Raw genomic sequence first — 23294 nt, forward strand, 5'->3', positions numbered from 1 at the left:
CCGGCCAAAAGCCGGGTTAGACTCCTTGGCCCTGCCAAACCGTGAAAGTAGAAGCCCGCCGATGCTTGAACAGTACGTCAAAAAGATCCTCACCTCGCGCGTCTACGACGTTGCCGTAGAAACCCCGCTGCAGACCGCTCGCCAGCTCTCCGAGCGGCTGGGCAACACGGTCTGGCTCAAGCGCGAAGACTTGCAGCCGGTGTTCTCGTTCAAGATTCGCGGCGCCTACAACAAGCTGACCCAACTGAGCAGCGAAGAGCGCGCGCGCGGCGTGGTCACGGCCTCGGCGGGCAACCATGCCCAGGGCCTGGCCCTGGCGGCCAAGGTACTGGGGGTCAAAGCCACCATCGTGATGCCCAAGACCACCCCGGAGATCAAGGTCGAAGGTGTGCGCTCCCGTGGCGGCAAAGTGGTGCTGCACGGTGATTCCTTCCCGGAAGCCCTGGCCTACTCGCTGAAACTGGTCGACGAAAAAGGCTACGTCTACATTCACCCCTACGATGATCCGCACACCATTGCCGGGCAGGGCACCGTGGCGATGGAAATCCTGCGCCAGCACCCGGGGCCGCTGGACGCGATTTTCGTACCGGTGGGCGGCGGCGGGCTGATCGCCGGTATTGCGGCGTACGTGAAATACCTGCGCCCGGACATCAAGATCATTGGCGTCGAGCCCGACGACTCCAACTGCCTGCAAGCTGCGATGGCAGCCGGTGAGCGCGTGGTATTGCCGACCGTCGGCATTTTCGCCGACGGCGTGGCGGTGGCGCAGATTGGCCAGCACACCTTCGACATCTGCAAGGACTATGTCGATGAAGTGATCACCGTGAGCACCGATGAAATCTGTGCGGCAATCAAGGACATCTACGACGACACCCGCTCCATCACCGAGCCTGCAGGCGCCCTGGGCGTGGCCGGGATCAAGAAGTACGTCGAAACCCGCGGCGTGACCGGGCAAACCCTGGTGGCCATCGACTCCGGCGCCAACGTCAATTTCGACCGCCTGCGCCACGTGGCCGAGCGGGCCGAGCTGGGTGAGGGCCGCGAAGCCATCATCGCCGTGACCATTCCCGAGAAGCCGGGCAGCTTCAAGGCGTTCTGCGAAGCCGTGGGCAAGCGCCAGATCACCGAATTCAACTACCGCTACCACTCCGGCAGCGAGGCGCACATCTTTGTTGGCGTGCAGACCCACCCGGAAAACGACCCGCGCAGCGCGCTGATCGCCAGCCTGACCAGCCAGGGTTTCCCGGTGCTGGACCTGACCGAAAACGAACTGGCCAAGCTGCACATTCGTCATATGGTCGGTGGGCACGCGGCCAAAGTCAGCGATGAAGTGGTGTTGCGTTTCGAATTCCCCGAGCGCCCGGGCGCCTTGTTCAACTTTCTTAACAAATTGGGCGGGCGCTGGAACATCTCGATGTTCCACTATCGCAACCACGGCGCAGCCGACGGCCGTGTGGTCGCCGGCCTGCAAGTGCCGGCGGACGAGCGTCACCTAGTACCGGCAGCCCTGGAGGCCATCGGCTACCCGTACTGGGATGAAAGCGATAACCCGGCCTACACACTGTTCCTCGGTTGAGCGACTACGCTGATTGGGGCGGCCTATAAGGAAGACGAGACATGGAAACCCTGACCACCCTGAAAGTTATTCACATCGCGGCCACGGCGTTGCTGCTGCTCAGCGGCCTCGGCCTGGCGCTGCTGGCCTGGCGCAAACGCAGTGCCGGCGCGGCGGCGACCGTACAGCGGCCGTGGGCGTTCGTGTGGCTGTTGATGGGCGTGTGCGTGGTCAGCATGCCGTTTACCGGCTGGTGGCTGGTGCACCTGATCGGCTGGCCGTTGGGGCAGACCTGGATCCTGGGTTCCAGCATCCTCTATACCGTGGCGGCGCTGGCCTGGTTCTGGCTGGTGGCGCGGCTCAACCGCCTGCGTAAAGGCGAGGGCGGTAGCCTGAACTTCACGCTGGTGCTGGCGGTGGTCAGCCTGGTGGGGTTTGTGGCGATTGCCGGGCTGATGGGTGCCAAGCCGGTTTAAGGCTTGAGACCGAGTCGTCTGCATTCGCGAGCAAGCCCGCTCCCACACTCGACCGAGTACCAACATGAGCATGCGGTCAAAATGTGGGAGCTGGCTTGCCTGCGATGGGGCCCTCAGCTACGCAGCGTAATCACCGGCCACCCGCGTTTTTCAGCCTCAGCCCGCAGATTCGGGTCCGGATCCACCGCCACCGCATGGGTCACCTGCTCCAGCAACGGCAGGTCATTCATCGAATCGCTATAGAAGTAGCTGTCTTCCAGGCTATACCCAGTCTCTTCCAGCCAACGGTTCAGGCGTGTCACCTTGCCTTCGCGGAAGCACGGCACGTCGGTGCTGCGCCCGGTGTAGCGGCCGTTTTCCATCTCGCACTCGGTGGCGATCAGGGTATCCACGCCCAGGCGTGCGGCAATCGGTGCGGTGACGAAGCGGTTGGTGGCGGTGATGATCACCAGCTTGTCGCCGGCGGCGCGGTGCTTGGCCAGCAGCTCTGCAGCCAGGGGCAGCATCAGCGCGTCGATGCAATCGCGCATGAAATCGTTGTGCCACTCGTCAAGTTGGGCCATCTCGGTGCGCCCGAGGATCTCCAGGCTGAAGTTCAGGTAGGCGGCATTGTCCAGCTTGCCGGCCAGGTAATCCTGGTAGAACTCGTCGTTGCGGGCCTTGTAGGCCACCGGGTCGAGAATCCCGCGTTCACAGAGGTAATCGCCCCAGGCGTGATCGCTGTCACCGCCGAGGAGGGTGTTGTCCAAGTCGAATAAAGCCAGGCGCATTGCAGTTACTCGCTGAAAAGTCTGTAAAAAGGCGTCCAGAATACGGTCTTTTCACAAGAGTGCACATAAGGTAAGAAGCCTCGTTGCCGCTTGATCAACCTTTGTGGAACAATGCGGCGACATGCGTTTGCGAGGTTGTTGCCGTGATCGACCCCGATGGTTTCCGTCCTAATGTCGGGATTATTCTTACGAATGATGCCGGACAGGTGCTATGGGCTCGCCGAATCAACCAAGATGCCTGGCAGTTTCCTCAAGGCGGAATCAACCCCGACGAAACCCCTGAAGACGCCTTGTACCGTGAGTTGAATGAAGAAGTCGGCCTGGAGCGCGAAGATGTGCAAATTCTGGCCTGCACCCGAGGCTGGTTGCGCTATCGTTTGCCGCAACGCCTGGTGCGTACCCACAGCCAGCCGCTGTGCATCGGCCAGAAGCAGAAATGGTTTCTCCTGCGCCTGATCTCCAACGAGCAGCGGGTGCGGATGGATTTGACCGGTAAACCGGAGTTCGATGGCTGGCGCTGGGTCAGCTATTGGTACCCGTTGGGCCAGGTGGTGACATTCAAGCGCGAAGTTTATCGTCGCGCTCTCAAAGAGCTTGCCCCGCGCCTTTTAGCGCGCGACTGACGACGGAGTTCGACCCCGAGCCATGCTCAATACGCTGCGCAAGATCGTCCAGGAAGTTAACTCCGCCAAGGATCTCAAGGCGGCGTTGGGGATTATTGTGTTGCGCGTCAAGGAAGCCATGGGCAGCCAGGTCTGCTCGGTTTACCTGCTGGACCCCGAGACCAACCGTTTTGTCCTGATGGCCACCGAGGGCTTGAACAAGCGCTCCATCGGCAAGGTCAGCATGGCGCCCAATGAAGGTCTGGTGGGCCTGGTGGGGACGCGTGAAGAACCCCTGAACCTTGAAAACGCGGCTGATCACCCGCGTTATCGCTACTTTGCCGAAACCGGCGAAGAGCGCTACGCCTCGTTCCTCGGCGCACCGATCATTCACCACCGCCGCGTCGTCGGCGTGTTGGTCATCCAGCAGAAAGAACGCCGCCAGTTCGACGAAGGTGAAGAAGCCTTCCTCGTGACCATGAGCGCGCAACTCGCCGGGGTTATCGCCCACGCCGAGGCTACCGGCTCGATTCGCGGCCTGGGCCGTGAAGGCAAGGGCATCCAGGAAGCCAAGTTCGTCGGCGTGCCGGGATCGCCGGGCGCTGCTGTCGGTACGGCGGTGGTCATGTTGCCACCCGCGGACCTGGACGTGGTGCCGGACAAGACCGTCACCGACATCGACGCCGAAATCAAACTGTTCAAGACGGCCCTGGAAGGTGTGCGCGCCGACATGCGCAACCTGTCGAACAAGCTGGCCACTCAACTGCGCCCCGAAGAGCGCGCGCTGTTCGACGTGTACCAGATGATGCTCGACGACGCGTCCCTGGGGAATGAAGTCAAGACTGTGATCAAGACCGGCCAGTGGGCCCAGGGCGCGCTGCGCCAGGTGGTCACCGATCACGTCAACCGCTTTGAAATGATGGACGACGACTACCTGCGCGAGCGGGCCTCGGACGTGCGCGACCTGGGTCGCCGACTGCTGGCCTACCTGCAGGAAGACCGGAGCACCAACATGGTGTTCCCCGACAACACCATTCTGGTCAGTGAAGAACTGACGGCCACCCAGCTCGGCGAAGTGCCGGAAGGCAAGCTGGTAGGCCTGGTCTCGGTACTCGGTTCGGGCAACTCCCACGTCGCGATCCTGGCACGCGCCATGGGCATTCCGACGGTGATGGGCCTGGTCGACCTGCCGTATGCCAAGGTTGACGGCATCGACATGATCGTCGATGGCCATCGCGGCGAAGTGTTCACCAACCCCAGCGACGTGCTGCGCAAGCAATACGGCGAAGTGGTCGAGGAAGAGAAACAACTGGCCCTGGGCCTGGATTCCTTGCGCGAACTGCCGTGCGTGACCCTCGACGGCCACCGTGTGCCGCTGTTGGTCAACACCGGCCTGCTGGCCGACGTGGCTCGCGCGCAACAGCGCGGCGCCGAAGGAGTGGGCCTGTACCGCACCGAAGTGCCGTTCATGATCAACCAGCGTTTCCCGAGTGAGAAGGAGCAACTGGCGATTTATCGCGAGCAACTGCAGGCCTTCCACCCGTTGCCGGTGACCATGCGCAGCCTGGACATCGGCGGCGACAAGTCACTGTCGTATTTCCCGATCAAGGAAGACAACCCCTTCCTCGGCTGGCGCGGCATTCGTGTCACCCTCGACCACCCTGAAATCTTCCTCGTCCAGACCCGCGCCATGCTCAAGGCCAGCGAAGGCCTGAACAACCTGCGCATCCTGTTGCCGATGATCTCCGGCACCCATGAGCTGGAAGAGGCGCTGCACCTGATCCACCGCGCCTGGGGCGAAGTGCGCGACGAAGGCGCCGACGTACCGATGCCGCCGATTGGCGTGATGATCGAAATCCCGGCAGCGGTGTACCAGGCCAAGGAACTGGCGCGGCAGGTGGACTTCCTGTCGGTGGGCTCCAACGACTTGACCCAATACCTGCTGGCCGTGGACCGCAACAATCCACGGGTGGCCGACCTCTATGACTACCTGCACCCGGCGGTGCTGCAAGCCCTGCAACATGTGGTGCGCGACGCCCATGCCGAAGGCAAGCCGGTGAGTATCTGCGGTGAAATGGCCGGTGACCCGGCGGCGGCGGTGCTGTTGATGGCGATGGGCTTTGACAGCCTGTCGATGAACGCCACCAACTTGCCGAAGGTGAAGTGGATGCTGCGCCAGGTTGAACTGGGCATGGCCAAGGAGCTGCTGGAGGAGTTGATGACCATCGACAACCCGCAAGTTATCCACAGCTCGCTGCAGTTGGCGCTGAAAAACCTGGGGCTGACGCGCATGATCAACCCGGCTTCTGCGAAAACCCTTTAGACCGAGGCGCGGCCATCGCAGGCAAGCCAGCTCCCACAGTTGAAATGCATTCGAACTGTGGGAGCTGGCTTGCCTGCGATGAGGCCGGTCCAAGCGCTGTCAAATATGCAGTTCCACCTCGCCAAGCCGCCCGCCATGCGGCCCGAAACTGTGCTCCACCATCCGCCGCGTCCCGTCAGCATTCACAATCAACGCCGTACTGGCCCGCGTCCCATAACTGGGGCTGGCAATAAACACGCTCGACAACAGACTTTCCGTCGCCAACCCCACCCCGGTATCCGGCAAGTTAGCAAACGGCGCCGTCTGCGGGTCACTCAAAATATCCAGCAAAGCCTCCGGCTGCGGATCATCCAGCACGGCGTTCAACGCCGCCTTGGCCTTGAGCAACTTGGGCCACGGCGTATCCAGCCCCGCATTCGACAGCCCATAAACCCCGGCCTTCAACCGTGTGGGCTCGGAGTCATTGGCGTTGTAATGCCACAGCTCATCCCGCGTGCCCACCAGCAGGTTGAACCCGGCATATTCAATGGAACGTCCGTTAACGTCGGCCAAATACTCATCAATGGGCAGCGAACCGCTGAGAAAACGCGCCACCAGCTCCCCCCGGGACTTGCGTGCCGGCGGCTGGTGCGGGTTGCGGATGTTGGTCAGGGCAGCAAAACGCCCGTCGGCGTTCACCCCCAGCCAGGTGCCGCCCGCTTCCTGGTCGCGGCCGGCATAGACCTCGGGCGCATCCGGCCACTGGGCCAGGGGCAGGCTGGGGCGGGCGTAGAACTCATCACGGTTGGCCGCGACGATCAGCGGCTGGGCGTGGCCCGGCCGCCAGGCGAAAACAATCAGGCACATCAGGCGATCCCTTTTGTGTTTCTTGCCACTCTACCCACTCGGGCGGAGGCGTTCCATCGTATCCAGTTGGGTCGCGTGCCTTCCATCCGTTAACATGCCAAGCGATTCGGTGCGTGTGAACTTCTTAATTTGAAATAGCGGCTGTAACGCAGGCTTAATCGCACACCGGCATGGTCCGGTGCGTCATGACTAAATGATTTAACGAGGAGTCGCAATGCTGCCTTACCCGCAGATCGACCCGGTGGCCTTGGCCATCGGTCCGCTGAAAATCCACTGGTACGGGTTGATGTACCTGATCGGCATCGGTGGTGCCTGGGTGCTGGCCTCCCGGCGCCTGAACCGCTTCGACCCGACCTGGACCAAGGAGAAACTCTCCGACATGGTGTTCTGGATGTCGATGGGGGTGATCGTCGGCGGACGCCTGGGGTATGTGCTGTTTTACGATTTGTCGGCCTACATCGCCAACCCGACGCTGATCTTCGAGGTGTGGAAGGGCGGCATGGCGTTCCACGGCGGGTTTATCGGCGTGATGATCGCCGCCTGGTGGTTCGGCCGTCGCAACGGCAAGTCGTTCTTCCAACTGATGGACTTCGTCGCGCCGTTCGTGCCGATCGGCCTGGGTGCCGGGCGTATCGGCAACTTCATCAACGCCGAGCTGTGGGGCAAGCCTAGCGACGTGCCGTGGGCGATGGTGTTCCCGCCGTTCAGCGACCCGGCGCAACTGCCGCGCCACCCGTCGCAGCTTTACCAATTCGCGTTGGAAGGCGTGGCGCTGTTCCTTATCCTCTACATCTTCTCGCGCAAGCCGCGTCCGACCATGGCCGTGTCCGGCATGTTCGCGCTGTTCTACGGGATCTTCCGCTTCATCGTCGAGTTCGTCCGCGTGCCGGATGCACAGCTGGGCTACCTGGCGTGGGGTTGGGTGACCATGGGGCAGATCCTCAGCCTGCCGATGATCCTGGGTGGCCTGGGCCTGCTGTGGTGGGCGTACAATCGCCCGCAGCCGTTGAAGAATGCCGCGCTTTAAATTCGAATGCCGGGGCTTGCGAGCCCCGGCTTCTTTGATACAGGTACACACATGAAGCAATATCTCGAACTACTGAACGACGTCGTGACCAATGGATTGACCAAGGGCGATCGCACCGGCACCGGCACCAAGGCCGTGTTTGCCCGTCAGTATCGGCATAACTTGGCCGACGGCTTCCCGCTGCTGACCACCAAGAAGCTTCACTTCAAAAGCATCGCCAACGAATTGATCTGGATGTTGAGCGGCAACACCAACATCAAGTGGCTCAACGAAAACGGTGTGCGTATCTGGGACGAATGGGCCACCGAAGATGGCGACCTCGGCCCGGTGTACGGCGAGCAGTGGACCGCCTGGCCGACCAAGGACGGCGGCACGATCAACCAGATCGACTACATGGTCGACACGTTGAAGAACAACCCCAACAGCCGGCGCATCCTGTTCCACGGCTGGAACGTCGAGTACCTGCCCGACGAAACCAAGAGCCCGCAGCAAAACGCGCTCGACGGCAAACAAGCCCTGCCGCCGTGCCACCTGCTGTACCAGGCGTTTGTGCACGACGGCCACCTGTCGATGCAGTTGTATATCCGCAGCTCTGACGTCTTCCTCGGCCTGCCGTACAACACCGCCGCCCTGGCGTTGCTTACCCACATGCTGGCCCAGCAGTGCGACCTGATCCCTCACGAGATCATCGTCACCACCGGCGACACCCATGCCTACAGCAACCACATGGAACAGATCCGCACCCAACTGGCGCGTACGCCGAAGAAGTTGCCGGAGCTGGTGATCAAACGCAAACCGGCGTCGATCTACGACTACAAGTTCGAAGACTTTGAAATCGTGGGCTACGACGCCGACCCAAGCATCAAGGCCGACGTCGCTATCTGATGGCTAGATGCAGGTGTAGCCCGCATCCGCATTGATGATCGAGCCTGTCAGCAGGCTCGACGCATCGGAAGCCAGGAACTGCACCAGCGACGCGACCTCATGAGGCTGCCCCATGCGCCCGGCGGGGGTCATGTCCAGCCAGCGCTGGATCAACCCCGGCTGGCTTTCCAGCCCATGCAGCAGCGGTGTTTCGATATACGTCGGCGCCACCGCGTTCACCCGCACCCCGCGCGTTGCCCACTCCACCGCCAATGACTTAGTCAGTTGATGCACACCCGCCTTTGACGCGTTGTAGTGGCATTGCGGCTGCGGCACGTTGACCACCTGCCCCGACATCGACCCGATATTGATCACCGAGCCGCGCCCGGCCTCCAGCATGCGCCGGCCAAAACCCCGACAGGTACGAAACACGCCGGTCAGGTTGACGGTGATGACCTTGTCCCACTCCTCGTCAGTCATCTCCTCGGCCGGCGTGTTGGTGACAATGCCAGCGTTGCACACCAGCACATCCAGCGGCGGCAGCGACGTCGCCAACGCATTGATCGCGGCGCTGTTCGTCACATCCAGCACTTGCGCCCGCGCGGCGTAGCCTTTTTCGATCAACTGCTGTGCCGTCGCCAAGGCCCGAGCCTGCAGGATATCGGTGCAAATCACCTCCGCACCCGTCGCCGCCAAGGCTTCAGCGATCGCCGCCCCAATGCCTTGACCGGCCCCCGTCACCAACGCCAGCTTGCCGTTCAGCGCCTGTTTTTCCGAATAATTCATCCCGCGTCCCTCACCACAAATGGAAGCCAGCCAAACACCCGCTTTTGCTCTGCTTTTGCTCTGCTTTTGCTCTGCTTTTGTTCTGCTGTTGATCTTGATCTTGATCCTAGGCGCCCCGTTAACCACGCTGGCCGGAATTCGATATTGATTTGGGGGGTAAACCGGCAGGGATGCCGGTTTAGCCGCCCCGCGCCATGGATGGCGCGTGGCGGCGGCCCCCCAAATCACTGTCGGATTACGGGCACACCGAGCTTAAGCGAGGTGCCGAGTGGTGGGGCAAGAGCCTTTTGGTTACTTTTGGCTGGGCCGGCATTCCGGCTGTTCAAAAGTGACCCGCTGTAAGAGCGGAACCAATAGAGGCCGTAATCCCAATAACGGATATGTACCCAGACAAACCGCCATCGCAGGCAAGCCAGCTCCCACATTTAGAATGCGGTGAGCCAAGCTAATCCAATCCGAGCCAGCTGCCTGCCCTGATTCAGCTCAAGTCAACGCACAGCGCAACGCTTCTCCGCGTAACCCGCGCAAGGCTTCCTCACTGGCCAACCGCTGCAACGCATCCACCGACGCATCAGAAAAAAACGCCGCATGCGGCGACACCAATAAATGCGGCGCACTGCGCAACGGCGAATCCGCCGGCAACGGCTCCTTCTCGAACACATCCAACCCCGCCCCCGACAACTGCCCGCTGACCAGCGCCTGGGCCAGGGCTGTTTCATCGATCAAACCACCCCGGGAGCAGTTGATCAGAATAGCCCCCCTGGGCATCTGCGCGATGGCATCGGCATCGATCACATGGCGCGTCTCGGGCGTCAGCGGCACATGCAGCGACAGCACGTTGGCGCAAGCAATCACCTCGGCCCGCGACATCGGCTCGATCCCCGACTCCCGCGCCTGCTGGTTGGTCACGTACGGGTCATAACCCACAATCGTGCAGCCAAACGCCGTCATGCGTGACGCAAAGGCGCGGGCAATGCGGCCCAAGCCAATAAGGCCAACCGTGGTGTCACGCAGGGAGCGCACACCGTCGACCATCTGCGCGATCTTCCACTCGCCGTTGCGAATACCGGTGCCGTAATGATCGAGCTTGCGCGCCAGGGCCAGGGTCATCGCGGCAGCATGGTCGGCCACCTCTTCGACGCCGTAGTCCGGCACGTTGCACACGCGAATCCCCAGTTCCTTGGCCGCCGCGAGGTCGACGTTATCCACGCCGACGCCGTAGCGCACCACCACCGCGCCCGGCGCCATGGCCGCCATCACGCGATGGGTCATCGGCGCGAAGTTGTTGATCACCGCATGGGCGCCGCGTACCGCTTCCAGGGTTTCGTCTTCGCTGCGGCATTGGTGCTCGGAAAACTGCGCGCCGACCAGTGCGGCGGCGGCCTGTTCATGGCGTGTGTTGCCAAACGCCTGGTCAGTCACGACCAACTTCTGGCTCATAGCAGCCCCCGTTTTGCCAGGTTGCGCATGAGTGCGCGGGTGCCGAAGGTCCAGGGCGCGGCTTCGTCGGAGTACACGACGGTATTGCGCAAGGTGCCCAGCAGCGGCGTGGAAATTTCCACCAGGTCGCCGGCCTTATGGGTAAAGCCCGAGCCCTTTTTCTCGCGGTCCTGGGTCGGCGCAAACATGGTGCCGAGGAACAGCATGAAGCCGTCCGGGTACTGGTGCGAATTGTTGCGGGTCTGCTCGACCAGGTTCGCCGGCTTGCGGCTGATCTCGGCCATGTTCGAACCGCCGGACATTTCAAAACCGTCGAGGCCGCTGACCGACAGGGTGAGGGTCGCGTTTTCAATGTCGGTCAGGGTGAAGTGCTCGTCGAACAGGCGAATAAACGGCCCGATGGAGCACGAGGCGTTGTTGTCCTTGGCCTTGCCCAGCAGCAGCGCCGAGCGGCCTTCCACGTCGCGCAGGTTCACGTCATTGCCCAGGGTGGCGCCACGGATATTGCCCTGGCTGTCCACCGCCAGCACCACTTCGGGCTCGGGGTTGTTCCACTCGGAAATACGGTTGATGCCCACCTGTGCGCCGTAACCGACTGCCGCCATGGGCTGGGATTTGGTGAACACCTCGGCGTCCGGGCCGATGCCCACTTCCAGGTATTGCGACCACAGGCCTTCGGCTATCAGCGCAGCCTTGATCTCGGCCGCCTTGGCGGAACCGGCCTGCACATTGGACAGGCTGTCGCCGATCAACGAACCGATCAGCGCGCGCAGTTCATTGGCCCGGCCGGGATCGCCCGCCGTGCGCTCATCAATCACGCGTTCGACCATACTTCTGGCAAAGGTCACGCCGCAGGCCTTGAGCGCCTGGAAATCGCACGGTGCCAGCAGGCAAGGGCGGTCCGAGTGATAGCCCATCTCGGAAGGCTCAAGGATCAAGTCTGCGAGGTCGCCCACCGGCTCACCGGCCAGGGTGTCGAAGCGTTCGGCAGGGTTGTTGTCGAGAAAATCGGCCATGGAGACCACGGACGGCGTGACGTCGATCAGCACGTTTTCGCGCAGGATCACCACGCTGGGGCCCTTGCCGGGAAGCCAGACCCGACCGACCAATTTGGCGTGCTTGAGTGAGATGGGCAGCATGAGGGTGATCCTTTATTGTTTGATATCTAGTAATGCTACGTTTCGATTTTAAGCACGGTCAAGCGCTCTCGTATGAAAGAAACTGCATTTTTCGCGATAAAAACCGCGTTTTAAGACTAATTTGCTGAAAAATAAGGCGAATATTAAGTGTTTCAGCCGTTCGTGAGCAGTTTTGGTGCAAAACGAAGTTGAGTGAATTTTCGCCAGGCTATTGCAAAAAGCTAGCAATACTATATTTTCGAATTAAGCGAGTGGTTCAACCGCCAAGACCGGTGACGGAGCAGTTCGATGCATAACAATAAGATTCACGGCGACACGATTGCCGCGCTGCAAGGCGCTTTGTTTATCGAGGGTCAGCTGCGCAAAGGCGCCGGCGCTCAGTTGCCGGTGGAGAACCCGGCGACCGGTGAGGTGCTGGGGCATATCGCCGCTGCCACGCCGCAAGAAATCAACGAGACCGTGGCCGCTGCACGCCGTGCCTTTCTACTGTGGTCCCGCGAACTGCCGAAAACCCGCGCCAGCGCCTTGCATCGTTTGGGCGACTTGATCGCCGCCGATGCGCAGACCCTGGCACAGGTGATGACCGCCGAGCAGGGCAAGCCCGTCAATGAAGCCCGTGGCGAAGTGCTCAAGCTCGCCGAGGCCTGCCACTTCTATGCAGAAGAAGCCACCCGCGTGCACGGCGAGATCGTGCCCAACGACCAACCGGGTTTCCAGAGCCTGGTGGTGCGCGAGCCGATTGGCGTCGTCGCTGCGATTACGCCGTGGAACTACCCGGCCGAGCTGGTCGGCTGGAAGCTCTGTGCGAGCCTGGCCGCTGGTTGCACCATCGTGATCAAGCCTGCCGAGCTGACGCCGTTCACCGCGCTGGCCATTGCGCAAAAATGCATCGAAGCCGGGATCCCCGCAGGCGTGGTCAATGTGTTGACCGGCAAGGGTTCGGTGGTCGGCCAGGCGCTGGTCGAACACCCGGACGTCAGCAAAGTCGCGTTTACCGGTTCCAGTGCCGTGGGCCTGCATATCCAGCGCAGTTGCCCGCAGGTCAAGCGCCTGTCCCTGGAACTGGGTGGCAACTGCCCGATGGTGGTCACCGCCAGCGCGGATATCGCCGCTGCCGTCAAAGGCGCCACGCGCCGCAGCTTCCGTAACTGCGGGCAGATCTGCATCGCGATCAACCGCATCTATGTGCACCGTTCGATCTACGAAACATTCGTCACCCAGCTGGGCGCCGCCGCCGAGGCGCTGACGGTGCGCAACGGCCTGGAAAACCCCGGCGCCGATTTGGGCGCCATGGCCTCCGCTGAGCCCCTGAACAAAACCCGCGCCCACCTTGAAGACGCACTGGCCAAAGGCGCACGTCTGGTCGCTGGCGGTAAGGCGCCCGAAGGCGAGGAGTTCGCCCACGGGCATTTCTTCCGCCCCACCGTGGTCGCCGACTGTACCCACCAGATGCTGGTCATGAGCGAAGAAACCTTCGGCCCGCTGGTGGGTGTCGCGCCCTTCGATGACCTGGCCGAAGCCGTGCACCTGGCCAACGACACGCCTTACGGGCTGGCCGCGTATGTGTACGCCCGGGACCTGGTGGACATCCACACCCTGTCGGCTCAACTCGACTACGGCAACGTGGCGATCAATAACGTCGACGCCGGGATCATGAATGCGCCCTATGGCGGCCGCAAACAGAGTGGCGTGGGTTACGAGCACGGGCGCGAAGGGTTGCTGGAGTACTTCAACTTCAAGCATGTGCGCCTGCACCACGGCGTCGGGAATTGAGCCATGCAGGCCCTTATTGGTATCGACATCGGCACCTCCGGGTGCAAGGCGTTGCTGCTGGACGCCCATGGCGCGGTGATTGCCGCCGACACGGCGACGTATCCGCTGTCCCAACCGCGGCCCGGCTGGACCGAACAAGACCCTGAACTGTGGATCGATGGCGCCCGCCGTGCGATTGCCGGGGTACTGGCCAAGGCGCCCGGCGTGGAATTGCTGGCGGTGGGTTTGTCCGGCCAGATGCACGGGCTGGTGCCGTTGGACGCCACACACAACGTCCTGCGCCCGGCGATCCTGTGGAACGACCAGCGCAACGCCGCCGAATGCGAGTGGATCACCCAGGCAGCCGGTGGCCTTGAAGGCCTGCTGGCGGCCACCGACAACCGCATGCTGGTGGGTTACACCGGCGGCAAGATCGTGTGGATGCAGCGCCATGAACCCGAGCTGTTCGCACGCCTGGCCACGGTGCTCAACCCTAAGGACTATTTGCGCCTGCGCCTGACCGGTGAAGTCGCCAGCGAAGTGTCCGATGCGTCGGGGACCGGCCTGTTCAATGTGCGCTCGCGGCAGTGGGCGACGGGGCTGGTCGAGACGTTGGGGATTGACCCCGCGTTGTTGCCACCGGTGTTTGAATCCCAAGTGATTTCCGGCCGGGTCAGCGCCCAGGGCGCCCAGCTGTTTGGCCTGCCCGTGGGCACGCCCGTGGCGGGTGGCGGTGGTGATTCGGTGATCCAGACCCTCGGCTCCGGTGTGATTGCGCCGGGCGAATTGCAAACCACCATCGGCACCGCCGGCATCCTCGCGGCGGCGCTGGACACCCCCCAGGACAACCCGGACGGCCGCCTGCAGATCTTCTGCAACGTCGCCGCCGACAAGTGGCATTGCATGGGCGTGTCGCTGAACGCCGGTGGTTCGATGAACTGGTTTCGCGACACCTTCTGCGCCGGCGTGCCCTTCGAGCAGATCGCTGCCGAAGCTGCCGACAGCCCGCCCGGCGCCCATGGCCTGCTGTTTTTGCCCTACCTCAATGGCGAACGCTGCCCTTATCCGGACCCGGTTCTGCGGGCTGCCTTTATCGGCCTCACCGGTCGCCATCAACGCGGTGATATGGCCCGCGCCGTGATGGAAGGCTCGGTCTATGCCCTCGCCGATATGTACGCGTTGATGCGCCCGCTGGGCATTGCCGGGCAGGTGATCAAGGCGTCTGGTGGCGGTGCGCGCTCGGTGCTGTGGCGCCAGTTGCAGGCAGATATTTTCGGCTGCGACGTGGTGACCACCGAAGGCGCGGCCGAGGGGGCAGCATTCGGCGCGGCGCTGGTGGCCGGGCTGGCGGTCAACGTATGGCCCGACGCAGCGAGTGCCGCCGCCAGCTGCCGTGCAATGACCCGCCAGGCGCCAGACGGCGCCACGGCCGAGGTTCACGCTCAGGCCCATCGCATCTATCGCCATTTGTACCCGACGCTCAGGGAAACCTTTGTTGAGCTCGGCGCCCCTCTTTTCGATTAGGAGTCTTTTCATGGCCGTCTATAACGCGCTGATTTTTGATCTCGACGGGACGCTGATCGACAGCGCCTGCGATATCGCGAAGGCCCTGAATGTTGGCTTCACGCTCAACGGCTGGCCGGAACTGGCCCCGGACCACGTGGAGACATTCCTGGGCAACGGGCCTCGGCGCTTGATCGTCGACATCCTCGAAGACCTGGATATTCCCTACACCGAGGCCCAGGTGCAGCGCGCGTTTGAAGGCTACTTGCAGGCCTATATGGACGACCCGGCCGGGCGCACGCGGTTCTACCCCCATGTGCGCGAAGACCTGGTGGCGCTGCGCGAAGCCGGTATCCGCCTGGGCATCTGCACCAACAAGAACCACGCCGTCACCGGCAAGGTGCTGCAGCAACTGGGCCTGGCGGATCTGTTCGATGCCGCGATTGGCGCCGACGCCGTGCCGGCCTGCAAACCGGACCCCGGCCACTTGCTTGCCGTGGCCGATGCCATGGCGCTGGCCGACCACACTTGGGCCTATGTGGGCGATACCCGGGTTGACCAGCAAACCGCGCAGGCCGCTGGTGTCATGTTTTTTGTGGTGCCGTGGGGCGGTGGCCCACTGGTGGAGATTTCCCCGGCGCAGCGCTTGAACCGTTTGGCTGATCTGTTACAACGCAGCCCACCAATCGCCAAGGAGCGGATATGAGCGACAGTTTGCTGCAACGCATTATTGATGAAAGCAAGAACATGCACCGCGCCGAGCGCCGGGTGGCCAATTTCGTCTCCACATCACCGTCCAAAGTGCTGCAGATGAGCATGGCCAAGTTGTCGGAAACCTGTTCGGTCAGCGACCCGACCGTGATGCGTTTCTGCCGGCGTTTCGGTTTCGAGAGCTATCAGGAATTGAAGCTGCACCTGGTGCAGAGCCTGGTGCCGTCGGCGCCGTTTGCCTACGAGCAGATCATCCCGGATGACAGCATCGACAACATTGTGCGCAAGACCTGCCGCAATTCGTTGAACGCGATCCAGCGTTTGGAAGAAGACCTGAAACCGGAAAAAGTCGCCGAGGCCGCGCAGCTGTTGCAGGCCGCGAGCTGGGTAGGCATCTACGCCACCGGCATTTCGGTGGTCAACGCGCTGGACGCCGAGCACAAGTTCCAGCGCCTGGGCATGCGCTGTCAGGCCTTGCTCGGCGGCAAGCGCCAGGAAATGCACGCCGAAGGCGCACGCAGCGGTGAAGTCGCGCTGATCTTTTCGCAGTCGGGGCACACCCGGCAGATGGTCGACATGGCCATTGCCGCGCGCAAAGCCGGGGCCAAGGTGGTGTCGATTGCCGCCGATGACAGCCCGCTGGCGAAAGTCTCGGACGTGCTGATCGCCGTGAAGCCCTACGAACACACCGAGCTGATGACGCCCTTGGCATCACGGCTCAACCACCATTTGGTCACCAACATGCTGGTGGCGGCGATTGCCATCGCCAGCGGCAGTCAGTTCCCCGATCAACTGACCGCTCTCGATTCCTGGCGTACCGACAAAATTTAAACACCGATCCGTGGAGCAGGTAATGAGTAATCAACAGAACGAAGCCAAGAAGGTCGCCGCCCGCCGGGTGATCGAGGAATTTGTGCGCGATGGCATGCAGCTGGGCCTGGGCTCCGGGACCACCTCGCATTTCTTCGTTCGCGAGCTGGGCAAGCACGTGGCCAACGGCTTGAAACTGACCTGCACCACCACCTCGCGCTCCACCAATGACGTGGCGCGGGAAGTCGGCATCGAAATCACCGACCCCAACGAGATCGGCGAGCTGGACCTGACCGTCGATGGCCCCGACGAGATCGACCGCCAGTTCAACATGATCAAGGGCGGCGGCGCTTGCCTGCTGTGGGAAAAGATCATCGCCCACGCCTCCAAACGCATGATCTGCGTGACCGACGAAACCAAGATCGTCGACCGCCTGGGCGCCTTCCCGCTGCCGGTGGAAGTGGTGCAGTTCGGCTGGAAGCAGACCGAGCGCCTGGTCCAGCGCGTGCTGGCCGAACATGGCATCCGCGAGGTGCAGATCATCCGCCGCGAACGCAACGGCGAGACTGTGGTGACCGACAGCGGCAACTTCATTCTCGACTGCCATTGCGGCCCGGTGCTCACCGACCCGGCGCCCCTGGAAATCGAGCTGAACCGAATCCCGGGCGTGGTGGAAAACGGCCTGTTCACCCGCGAAGCGGTGGGCATGGTAGTGGGCTGTTTTGACGGCACGTCCTACGTACAGATGCGCTGATTTCCCGATTTGTCTGGAGCTATACCGCACGACGCGTGAAGAAAGGAAAGACGTACTCAACCAACAATAATAAGTCGGAGTCACTTCCATGAAAAAAGTCGATTTTTCGAGCGTGAGCCGCCGCAGTGTCCTGGCAGGCGGTGTGGTACTGGGGCTGGGTTCGCTGCTGGGGCGCACGGCCATGGCGCAGACCCCGCTGTCGGTGGCCTATTCGAACAAGAGCCTGGATTACTACTTCTTCGTGATCCAGGAAGAGTCGGTCAAGCGTGCGGTGCTGGCCCAGTCCGGCAAGTTCCAGGCGACCAATGCCAGCTTCGACACCACCACCCAGCTGGGCCAATGGCAAAGCCTGATGCTGTCCCAGCCGTCGGCGATCATCTCCGACCCCATCGACAGCCAGGCCATCGTTTCGGCGATCAAGCGCTATAACCAACGCAAGATCCCGGTGGGCATTATCGACACCCCGGCCGACGGCGGCGACGTGGCGATCACCGTGAGCTTCGACAACTTCAAGGGCGGCGTGATGGCCGCTGAAGAAATCGTCAAACGCCTGGTGGCCAAATACGGCAGCCCCAAAGGCACCGTGCTCAACTGCTTCGGCGCCCTGGCCTCGGTGGCGTGGCGCCTGCGCAAAGAGGGCATGGACTCGGTATTCGCCAAATACCCCGAGATCAAATACCTCGCACGGCCCACCGAAGGCCAGTTGGACAAGATGCAGTCGGTCACGCTCTCGACCCTCTCGGAGTTCCCTGACCTGGACGCCGTGCACGCCCCGTCGGATTCGCCGTCACGGGGGATCGCCGCCGCGCTGAAGCAGAAGGACCGCTGGAAAAAAGTCGGCGAAAAAGGCCACGTCATCTTCATCAATATCGACGGCGAACCCGTGGCGCTGGACTGGATCAAGGACGGCTACATGGACGGCTGCGTGTCCCAGGACCCGGTTGCCTACGGCCAGATCGCCGTGGAAATGATCACCAAGTACGCCCTCAACGGCCAGGCCGTGCCGCTGGGTACCTACCAGAACAAGGATTATTTCTGGGAAACCGGCGAGATCGTGCAGGGCAAGACGGGCCCGGCGCTGGTGATCCCGGCGTTCATGATCACCCCTGAAAACGCCGACGATAAACGCCACTGGGGCTACGTCGCGGAGAAGGTGTGGGGCGTGGCCTCCAAGTGATGGGCCGTCGCGCGGCGTGAGCAACGGCTGGCGCGATGTTTATCCGACAAGGTGATGGTGAGAACAACAAAATGACCTTACACCCAACGCCCGACGACACGATCCTGAGCATCGAGAATGTCGCCAAAAGCTATGGCCCGGTCCGCGCCTTGCGCGGGGTGACCACGCAAATCCGTCGCGGCTCGATCCATGGGCTGCTGGGGGAAAACGGTGCGGGCAAATCCACGCTGGTGGGGATTATTTCCGGGCAGGTCATCCCCACCTCCGGGCAGATCCTCATGAACGGGCAGCCGCTCAAGCAGGTGGACGTCAAGGTGATGGAGCAGGCCGGGGTGTTCCTGGTGACCCAGGAGCCGATGATCATCGGCAACCTCACCGCCGCGGAAAACCTGATGCTCGGTATCTGGCCGACGCGCAATGGCCTGGTCGATTGGAAGCAGTTGAACGCGGACGCGGCGCGCATGCTCGACGGCTCCGGCATCGACCCCAAGGCGCTCGCGGGTCAGCTCGACGCCGTGGCGCGGCGCAAGCTGAACATCCTGCGGGCGATGTTTTCCGGAGGCAAGGTCATCATCCTCGATGAGCCAACCGCGTCACTGACCGTGGTCGACCGGCGCCAGTTGTTCGACTTCATGCTGCGCCTCAAAGGCGAGGGCGTGACCTTCATCTTCATCTCCCACTACAACGACGAGATCCTCGAAATCTGCGACGCGGTCACCGTGCTGCGCGACGGCGCCCTGGCGGGTACGCGTTCGGACATCACCGGGCTGACCTCCGAGCAGCTCACCGAACTGGTGATCGGCCACGGCGTGCAGCTGTTCCAGCGCAAGCGCCGTGACCACAACGGCAAGGCGCCGGCGATTTCCCTGCGCGGTGTGCGTGGCAAGTGGTTGGCGCTCGACAGCCTGGACATCGCGCCAGGTGAGGTGGTCGGGTTTACCGGGTTGCCCGGTGCCGGCGCGAAGGAAATGGCCCGGGCGATTTTCGGCCTGCACCCGGCCATCGGCACCCTGGCGATGAACGGCGAAGACGTGCGCCCACTGCCACGTTCCCCCAATGCGGCGTTCGAGGCGGGCATTGCCTACCTCTCCGACGACCGCCGCAAGGACGGCGCCGTGGGGCAGATGTCGATTGGCAGCAACATCGCCATGTCGTCCCTCGCCACGCGCAGCCGGTTGGGGTTTATCGACGCCGACGCCGAAGCCTCGGTGATCAATCACTACTTCGCGGCGATGGGCGTGAAATCGCCCAATCCGGACTACTCGGTGAACACCCTCAGCGGCGGCAACCAGCAAAAGGTCTGCCTGGGCCGGGTGCTGGCGACCCAGCCACGCCTGTTGATGGTGGACGAGCCAACGCGGGGTATCGACATGGGCGTGAAGCAGGACGTGTTGCGCATCATCGACGAACTCAGTGATGCCGGCGTGGCGGTAATCATCGTGTCCAGCGACACCGATGAACTGGTGCGCGCGGTGGACCGGGTGTGCATCTTCGATCAGGGCACGATCAAGGAAACATTGACGGGAGAGGACATCAGCGTCGAGCGCATCCGCGCATCCGTACAAGGATCCAGCAGTTGAATAAGAAAAAGAGTGGAGACACGGGTATGAGTACTTTAGTGAAACCCGGCAACGGGGTAGCGCCTGCCGCAACCAAAATCAACGGCCCGGCCGTGCTGGGCTGGGTGCTGCACAACGTGGTGTGGATCTGGCTGATCGCGCTGGTGGCGGGCTTCGGCCTGTTCAACGAATTCTTCTTCACCCTGTTCAACCTGCAGAACGTGATGGTGCAAGCCACGGTGCTCGGTATGTTGGGGCTCGCGGTGGCGCTGCCGTTGCTGGTGGCGGAGATCGATTTGTCGATCCCGGCCAATGCCGGGTTCTCTTCGGCGGTGGGCGCACTGGCCTATTCCAGCTGGGGGTTGCCGTGGTACCTGGCCGTGATCATCGGCTTGCTGGTGGGCACTGCGATCGGCTTCTTCAACGGGCTGTGCATCACCCGGCTGAAAATGGTCTCGCTGATCGAAACCCTGGCGATGATGATCATTCTGCAAGGCGCGCTGCTGGCGCTGACCCAGGGCACCACGCTGACCAACATGGCTGACGGCTACATCTGGATCGGCCAAGTCACCCTCGGTGGCTGGCCGCTGATGCCGGTGGTGTTCCTGGTCGCGCTGGTGGTAATGGGCGTGGTGCTGCGCCGCACGGTGCTGGGTCGCTCGATCTACGCAGTGGGCGGCAACCCGATTGCGTCGAACTCGGCGGGTATCCGCGTGGACCGGGTCAAGATCATCACCTACACCATCTCCGGTTTTCTCGCGGCGGCGGCGGGCTTTCTGCTGGCGTCCTGGCAGATGGCGATCACCTCCAGCCAGGGTTCCAGCTACCTGTTGTATGCGATTGCCGCGCCGATCATCGGTGGCGTCAGCGTGTTCGGCGGGCGCGGTAACGTCAAAGGCGTACTGGGCGGCGTATTGTTGCTGACGGTGATCCAGGTCGGCCTGGCGATTGTGAATGTGCCGTCGTTTTATGTCGGCATGATCGGTGGCGTGATGATCTTTATCGCCGTGGCCATTGACGCTATCCGCGTGCGCTATTTCGGTTAATCCATTTCAACTTCGGGAAACGCCCATGTCTTTTACACCCCACGGCAAGCACCTGATCGCAGGCGTTTGGGTCGCCGGCGACAGCACCTTTTCCAACGCACCGACCCAGGGCCCGGCCCAGTGGTTTTCGGCAGGCAGCATCGAACTGGTGAACCGCGCCTGCGAGGCAGCGGAAGCGGCGTTCTGGAGCTTCGGTTATTCGAGCCGGGAGGCGCGGGCCGAATTGTTGAACGCCATCGCTGATGAAATCGAAGCGCGTGCCGCGATCATCACCACCGTGGGCGCGCTGGAAACCGGCCTGCCGGAAGGGCGCTTGCAAGGTGAGCGTGGGCGCACCGTGGGGCAGTTGCGATTGTTTGCGTCGCATATTCTGGCGGGGGATTACCTGGACCGTCGCCGCGATGTGCCGTTGCCCGATCGCCAGCCGCTGCCGCGCCCGGACATTCGCTTGATCCAGCGCCCGATCGGGCCGGTGGCGGTGTTTGGGGCGTCGAACTTCCCGCTGGCGTTTTCCACCGCAGGCGGTGACGTGGCGTCGGCGTTGGCTGCCGGTTGCCCGGTGGTGGTGAAGGGGCACGAGGCGCACCCTGGCACCAGCGAGATCGTGGCCGAGGCGATTCATGCGGCGATCAAGCAGTGCGACGTTCACCCGGGCGTCTTCAGCCTGGTGCACGGCGGTTCGCGGGCGGTGGGGCAACGGCTGGTGCAGCATCCGCTGATCAAGGCGGTGGGTTTCACCGGTTCGCTGGGGGCGGGCAGGGCGTTGTTTGATCTGTGTGCCAAGCGATTCGAGCCGATTCCGTTTTTTGGCGAGTTGGGTTCGGTGAACCCGATGTTCCTGATGCCCCATGCGGTGGCAGCGCGCGGGGTGGAGATTGCCAAGGGTTGGGCCGGTTCATTGACCATGGGCGCGGGGCAGTTCTGCACCAACCCTGGCGTGGCGGTGTTGGCTGAAGGTGAGGCGGCCAATGCGTTTATCGACGCGGCGGTCACCGCGTTGGCGCCGGTCGGCGCCCAGGTGATGCTGACCGAAGGCATTGCCGCCGCGTATCGCGATGGCCGTGAACGTGTGGCCAATGCCGTGGGTGTGCGTGAAGTGCTGTCCAACACCTGCGAGCCGCGCCAGGCGATGCCGTATCTGTTCGCCACCACGGGCCGCGAATGGCTGGCCAATGCGTCATTGGGTCATGAAGTGTTCGGCCCGTTGGGGCTGGTGGTGACGGTCAAGGATGGCGAGGAGATGCTGGAGGTTGCGCGTTCGCTGGAAGGCCAGCTGACTTGCACGGTTCATCTGGATGCAGCGGACAGCGCCGAGGTCAGCCGCTTGCTGCCGATTCTGGAGCGCAAGGCCGGGCGCATTCTTGCCAATGGCTTCCCGACCGGTGTGGAAGTGAGCGAGGCCATGGTGCATGGCGGGCCGTATCCGGCGTCGACCAACTTTGGCGCGACGTCGGTGGGCACGATGGCGATCCGCCGGTTCCTGCGGCCGGTGAGTTACCAGAACATCCCCGAGGCTCTATTGCCCGAAGACTTGCAGCAACACTAATCACTGTGGGAGCTGGCTTGCCGGCGATAGCGGTGGGTCAGGCGACCTCTCTATTGGCTGTGCCGTCGCCATCGCAGGCAAGCCAGCTCCTACAGTGGATCTCCGTCGCTGCACAAGTCCCCTGTGGGGCGCCATCCATCTGGGTTAGTGCCCGTGGCTACGGCCCACATGTGAGTGCTCGGCCTCGCTGGCCGCGACACTCCCGCTGACTTCCAGACGCTGCAGAATCCCGCATTCCGGCCCGCCGCCGCAGCGTTGGCGCAGGTCGAGCAATTGTTCCTGCAACGCCAGCAGCCCATCAATCCGCGCTTTCACGTGGTGGATGTGCTCGTCGATCAACGCATTCACGCTTTCGCACTGGTCCTGGGGGCTGTCGCGCAGGCCCAGCAGGCTGCGGATTTCTTCCAGGGTCATGTCGAGGCTGCGGCAGTTGCGGATAAAGATCAGCCGTTCGGTGTGCGCCTGGGTGTACACGCGGTAGTTGGCGTCTGTGCGGGCTGGCGGTGGCAGCAGGCCTTCTTTCTCGTAATACCGGATGGTTTCCACCTGACAGTCGGTCAGTTTGGCCAGTTCGCCGATCTTCATCGCAGCAATCTCCAAATGGGTGC

At 62.6% G+C, this 23294-nt stretch carries 21 protein-coding genes; 15 read left to right on the forward strand and 6 right to left on the reverse strand.

The genetic code is table 11. The annotated features are described in order from the left end of the window. Window positions 1-31: 31 nt before the first annotated feature. A complete protein-coding gene (gene ilvA, locus HX803_RS08405; protein ID WP_256732832.1) occupies window positions 32-1576 on the forward strand; it encodes a threonine ammonia-lyase, biosynthetic in 1545 nt (514 codons plus the stop codon). Window positions 1577-1617: 41 nt separating this feature from the next. Continuing rightward, entirely contained in the window at window positions 1618-2031 is a 414-nt protein-coding gene (locus tag HX803_RS08410; protein ID WP_178919989.1) for a DUF2269 family protein, read from the forward strand. 113 nt (window positions 2032-2144) lie between these two features. Here HX803_RS08410 and HX803_RS08415 read toward each other — a convergent pair whose 3' ends face one another. Further along, entirely contained in the window at window positions 2145-2801 is a 657-nt protein-coding gene (locus HX803_RS08415; protein ID WP_178919990.1) for an HAD family phosphatase, read from the reverse strand. A 143-nt stretch (window positions 2802-2944) separates the two neighbouring features. Between HX803_RS08415 and HX803_RS08420 the strand changes: the two genes are divergently transcribed. Together HX803_RS08420 and ptsP are read left to right on the forward strand one after the other, a co-directional pair. Then, a complete protein-coding gene (locus HX803_RS08420) occupies window positions 2945-3424 on the forward strand; it encodes an RNA pyrophosphohydrolase (RefSeq protein ID WP_003176750.1) in 480 nt (159 codons plus the stop codon). A 22-nt stretch (window positions 3425-3446) separates the two neighbouring features. After that, window positions 3447-5726 carry a phosphoenolpyruvate--protein phosphotransferase gene (gene ptsP / locus HX803_RS08425; RefSeq protein ID WP_178919991.1) on the forward strand — a complete coding sequence of 760 codons (2280 nt, stop codon included), beginning with the start codon at window positions 3447-3449 and terminating at the stop codon, window positions 5724-5726. Between the two features lie 99 nt (window positions 5727-5825). Here the strand turns inward: ptsP and HX803_RS08430 are convergent, their stop codons facing one another. Continuing rightward, window positions 5826-6572 (reverse strand): NRDE family protein, encoded by a 747-nt coding sequence (locus HX803_RS08430; RefSeq protein ID WP_178919992.1) that lies wholly within the window; start codon window positions 6570-6572, stop codon window positions 5826-5828. A 214-nt stretch (window positions 6573-6786) separates the two neighbouring features. Here HX803_RS08430 and lgt point away from each other — a divergent pair, with 214 nt between their 5' ends. Both lgt and HX803_RS08440 read left to right on the forward strand, forming a co-directional pair. Next, window positions 6787-7599: a prolipoprotein diacylglyceryl transferase gene (gene lgt, locus HX803_RS08435; RefSeq protein ID WP_176996809.1), complete on the forward strand. Its 813-nt coding sequence runs from the start codon at window positions 6787-6789 to the stop codon at window positions 7597-7599. A gap of 51 nt (window positions 7600-7650) precedes the next feature. Then, a complete protein-coding gene (locus HX803_RS08440; RefSeq protein ID WP_176996808.1) occupies window positions 7651-8484 on the forward strand; it encodes a thymidylate synthase in 834 nt (277 codons plus the stop codon). A 3-nt stretch (window positions 8485-8487) separates the two neighbouring features. Here the strand turns inward: HX803_RS08440 and HX803_RS08445 are convergent, their stop codons facing one another. From HX803_RS08445 to HX803_RS08455, 3 genes are all read right to left on the reverse strand, one after another. After that, window positions 8488-9249, reverse strand: coding sequence for an SDR family NAD(P)-dependent oxidoreductase (locus tag HX803_RS08445; protein WP_178919993.1), 762 nt, complete (start codon window positions 9247-9249; stop codon window positions 8488-8490). A gap of 483 nt (window positions 9250-9732) precedes the next feature. Next, window positions 9733-10689: a C-terminal binding protein gene (locus HX803_RS08450; RefSeq protein WP_178919994.1), complete on the reverse strand. Its 957-nt coding sequence runs from the start codon at window positions 10687-10689 to the stop codon at window positions 9733-9735. After that, window positions 10686-11828: a fumarylacetoacetate hydrolase family protein gene (locus HX803_RS08455; protein WP_178919995.1), complete on the reverse strand. Its 1143-nt coding sequence runs from the start codon at window positions 11826-11828 to the stop codon at window positions 10686-10688. Before HX803_RS08455 ends, HX803_RS08450 begins: the two co-directional genes overlap by 4 nt. Window positions 11829-12116: 288 nt before the next feature. Here HX803_RS08455 and HX803_RS08460 point away from each other — a divergent pair, with 288 nt between their 5' ends. From HX803_RS08460 to HX803_RS08500, 9 genes are all read left to right on the forward strand, one after another. Then, window positions 12117-13601 (forward strand): aldehyde dehydrogenase, encoded by a 1485-nt coding sequence (locus tag HX803_RS08460; RefSeq protein WP_178919996.1) that lies wholly within the window; start codon window positions 12117-12119, stop codon window positions 13599-13601. A gap of 3 nt (window positions 13602-13604) precedes the next feature. Then, window positions 13605-15104 (forward strand): xylulokinase, encoded by a 1500-nt coding sequence (xylB, locus tag HX803_RS08465; RefSeq protein WP_178919997.1) that lies wholly within the window; start codon window positions 13605-13607, stop codon window positions 15102-15104. A 10-nt stretch (window positions 15105-15114) separates the two neighbouring features. Next, on the forward strand, window positions 15115-15789 hold the full coding sequence (locus HX803_RS08470) for an HAD family hydrolase (protein ID WP_178919998.1): 675 nt from the start codon (window positions 15115-15117) through the stop codon (window positions 15787-15789). After that, window positions 15786-16625: a MurR/RpiR family transcriptional regulator gene (locus tag HX803_RS08475; protein WP_178919999.1), complete on the forward strand. Its 840-nt coding sequence runs from the start codon at window positions 15786-15788 to the stop codon at window positions 16623-16625. Before HX803_RS08470 ends, HX803_RS08475 begins: the two co-directional genes overlap by 4 nt. Window positions 16626-16647: 22 nt before the next feature. Further along, window positions 16648-17358, forward strand: coding sequence for a ribose 5-phosphate isomerase A (rpiA, locus tag HX803_RS08480; RefSeq protein WP_178920000.1), 711 nt, complete (start codon window positions 16648-16650; stop codon window positions 17356-17358). Between the two features lie 88 nt (window positions 17359-17446). Then, complete coding sequence (locus tag HX803_RS08485; RefSeq protein ID WP_016972997.1) at window positions 17447-18535, forward strand: sugar ABC transporter substrate-binding protein; 1089 nt, start codon at window positions 17447-17449, stop codon at window positions 18533-18535. 71 nt (window positions 18536-18606) lie between these two features. Further along, window positions 18607-20115, forward strand: a complete 1509-nt coding sequence (locus tag HX803_RS08490) for a sugar ABC transporter ATP-binding protein (protein WP_256732829.1) — start codon at window positions 18607-18609, stop codon at window positions 20113-20115. Window positions 20116-20141: 26 nt separating this feature from the next. Continuing rightward, window positions 20142-21140, forward strand: coding sequence for an ABC transporter permease (locus HX803_RS08495; RefSeq protein ID WP_178920002.1), 999 nt, complete (start codon window positions 20142-20144; stop codon window positions 21138-21140). Between the two features lie 25 nt (window positions 21141-21165). Continuing rightward, the gene (locus tag HX803_RS08500) at window positions 21166-22686 is read left to right on the forward strand and encodes an aldehyde dehydrogenase (NADP(+)) (RefSeq protein WP_178920003.1); all 1521 of its coding nucleotides are present in this window, start codon (window positions 21166-21168) and stop codon (window positions 22684-22686) included. A 144-nt stretch (window positions 22687-22830) separates the two neighbouring features. Here HX803_RS08500 and cadR read toward each other — a convergent pair whose 3' ends face one another. After that, window positions 22831-23271: a Cd(II)/Pb(II)-responsive transcriptional regulator gene (gene cadR / locus HX803_RS08505; RefSeq protein WP_178920004.1), complete on the reverse strand. Its 441-nt coding sequence runs from the start codon at window positions 23269-23271 to the stop codon at window positions 22831-22833. Window positions 23272-23294: the final 23 nt, after the last annotated feature.

Source organism: Pseudomonas sp. P7548, from assembly GCF_013386585.1.
Classification (GTDB): domain Bacteria; phylum Pseudomonadota; class Gammaproteobacteria; order Pseudomonadales; family Pseudomonadaceae; genus Aquipseudomonas.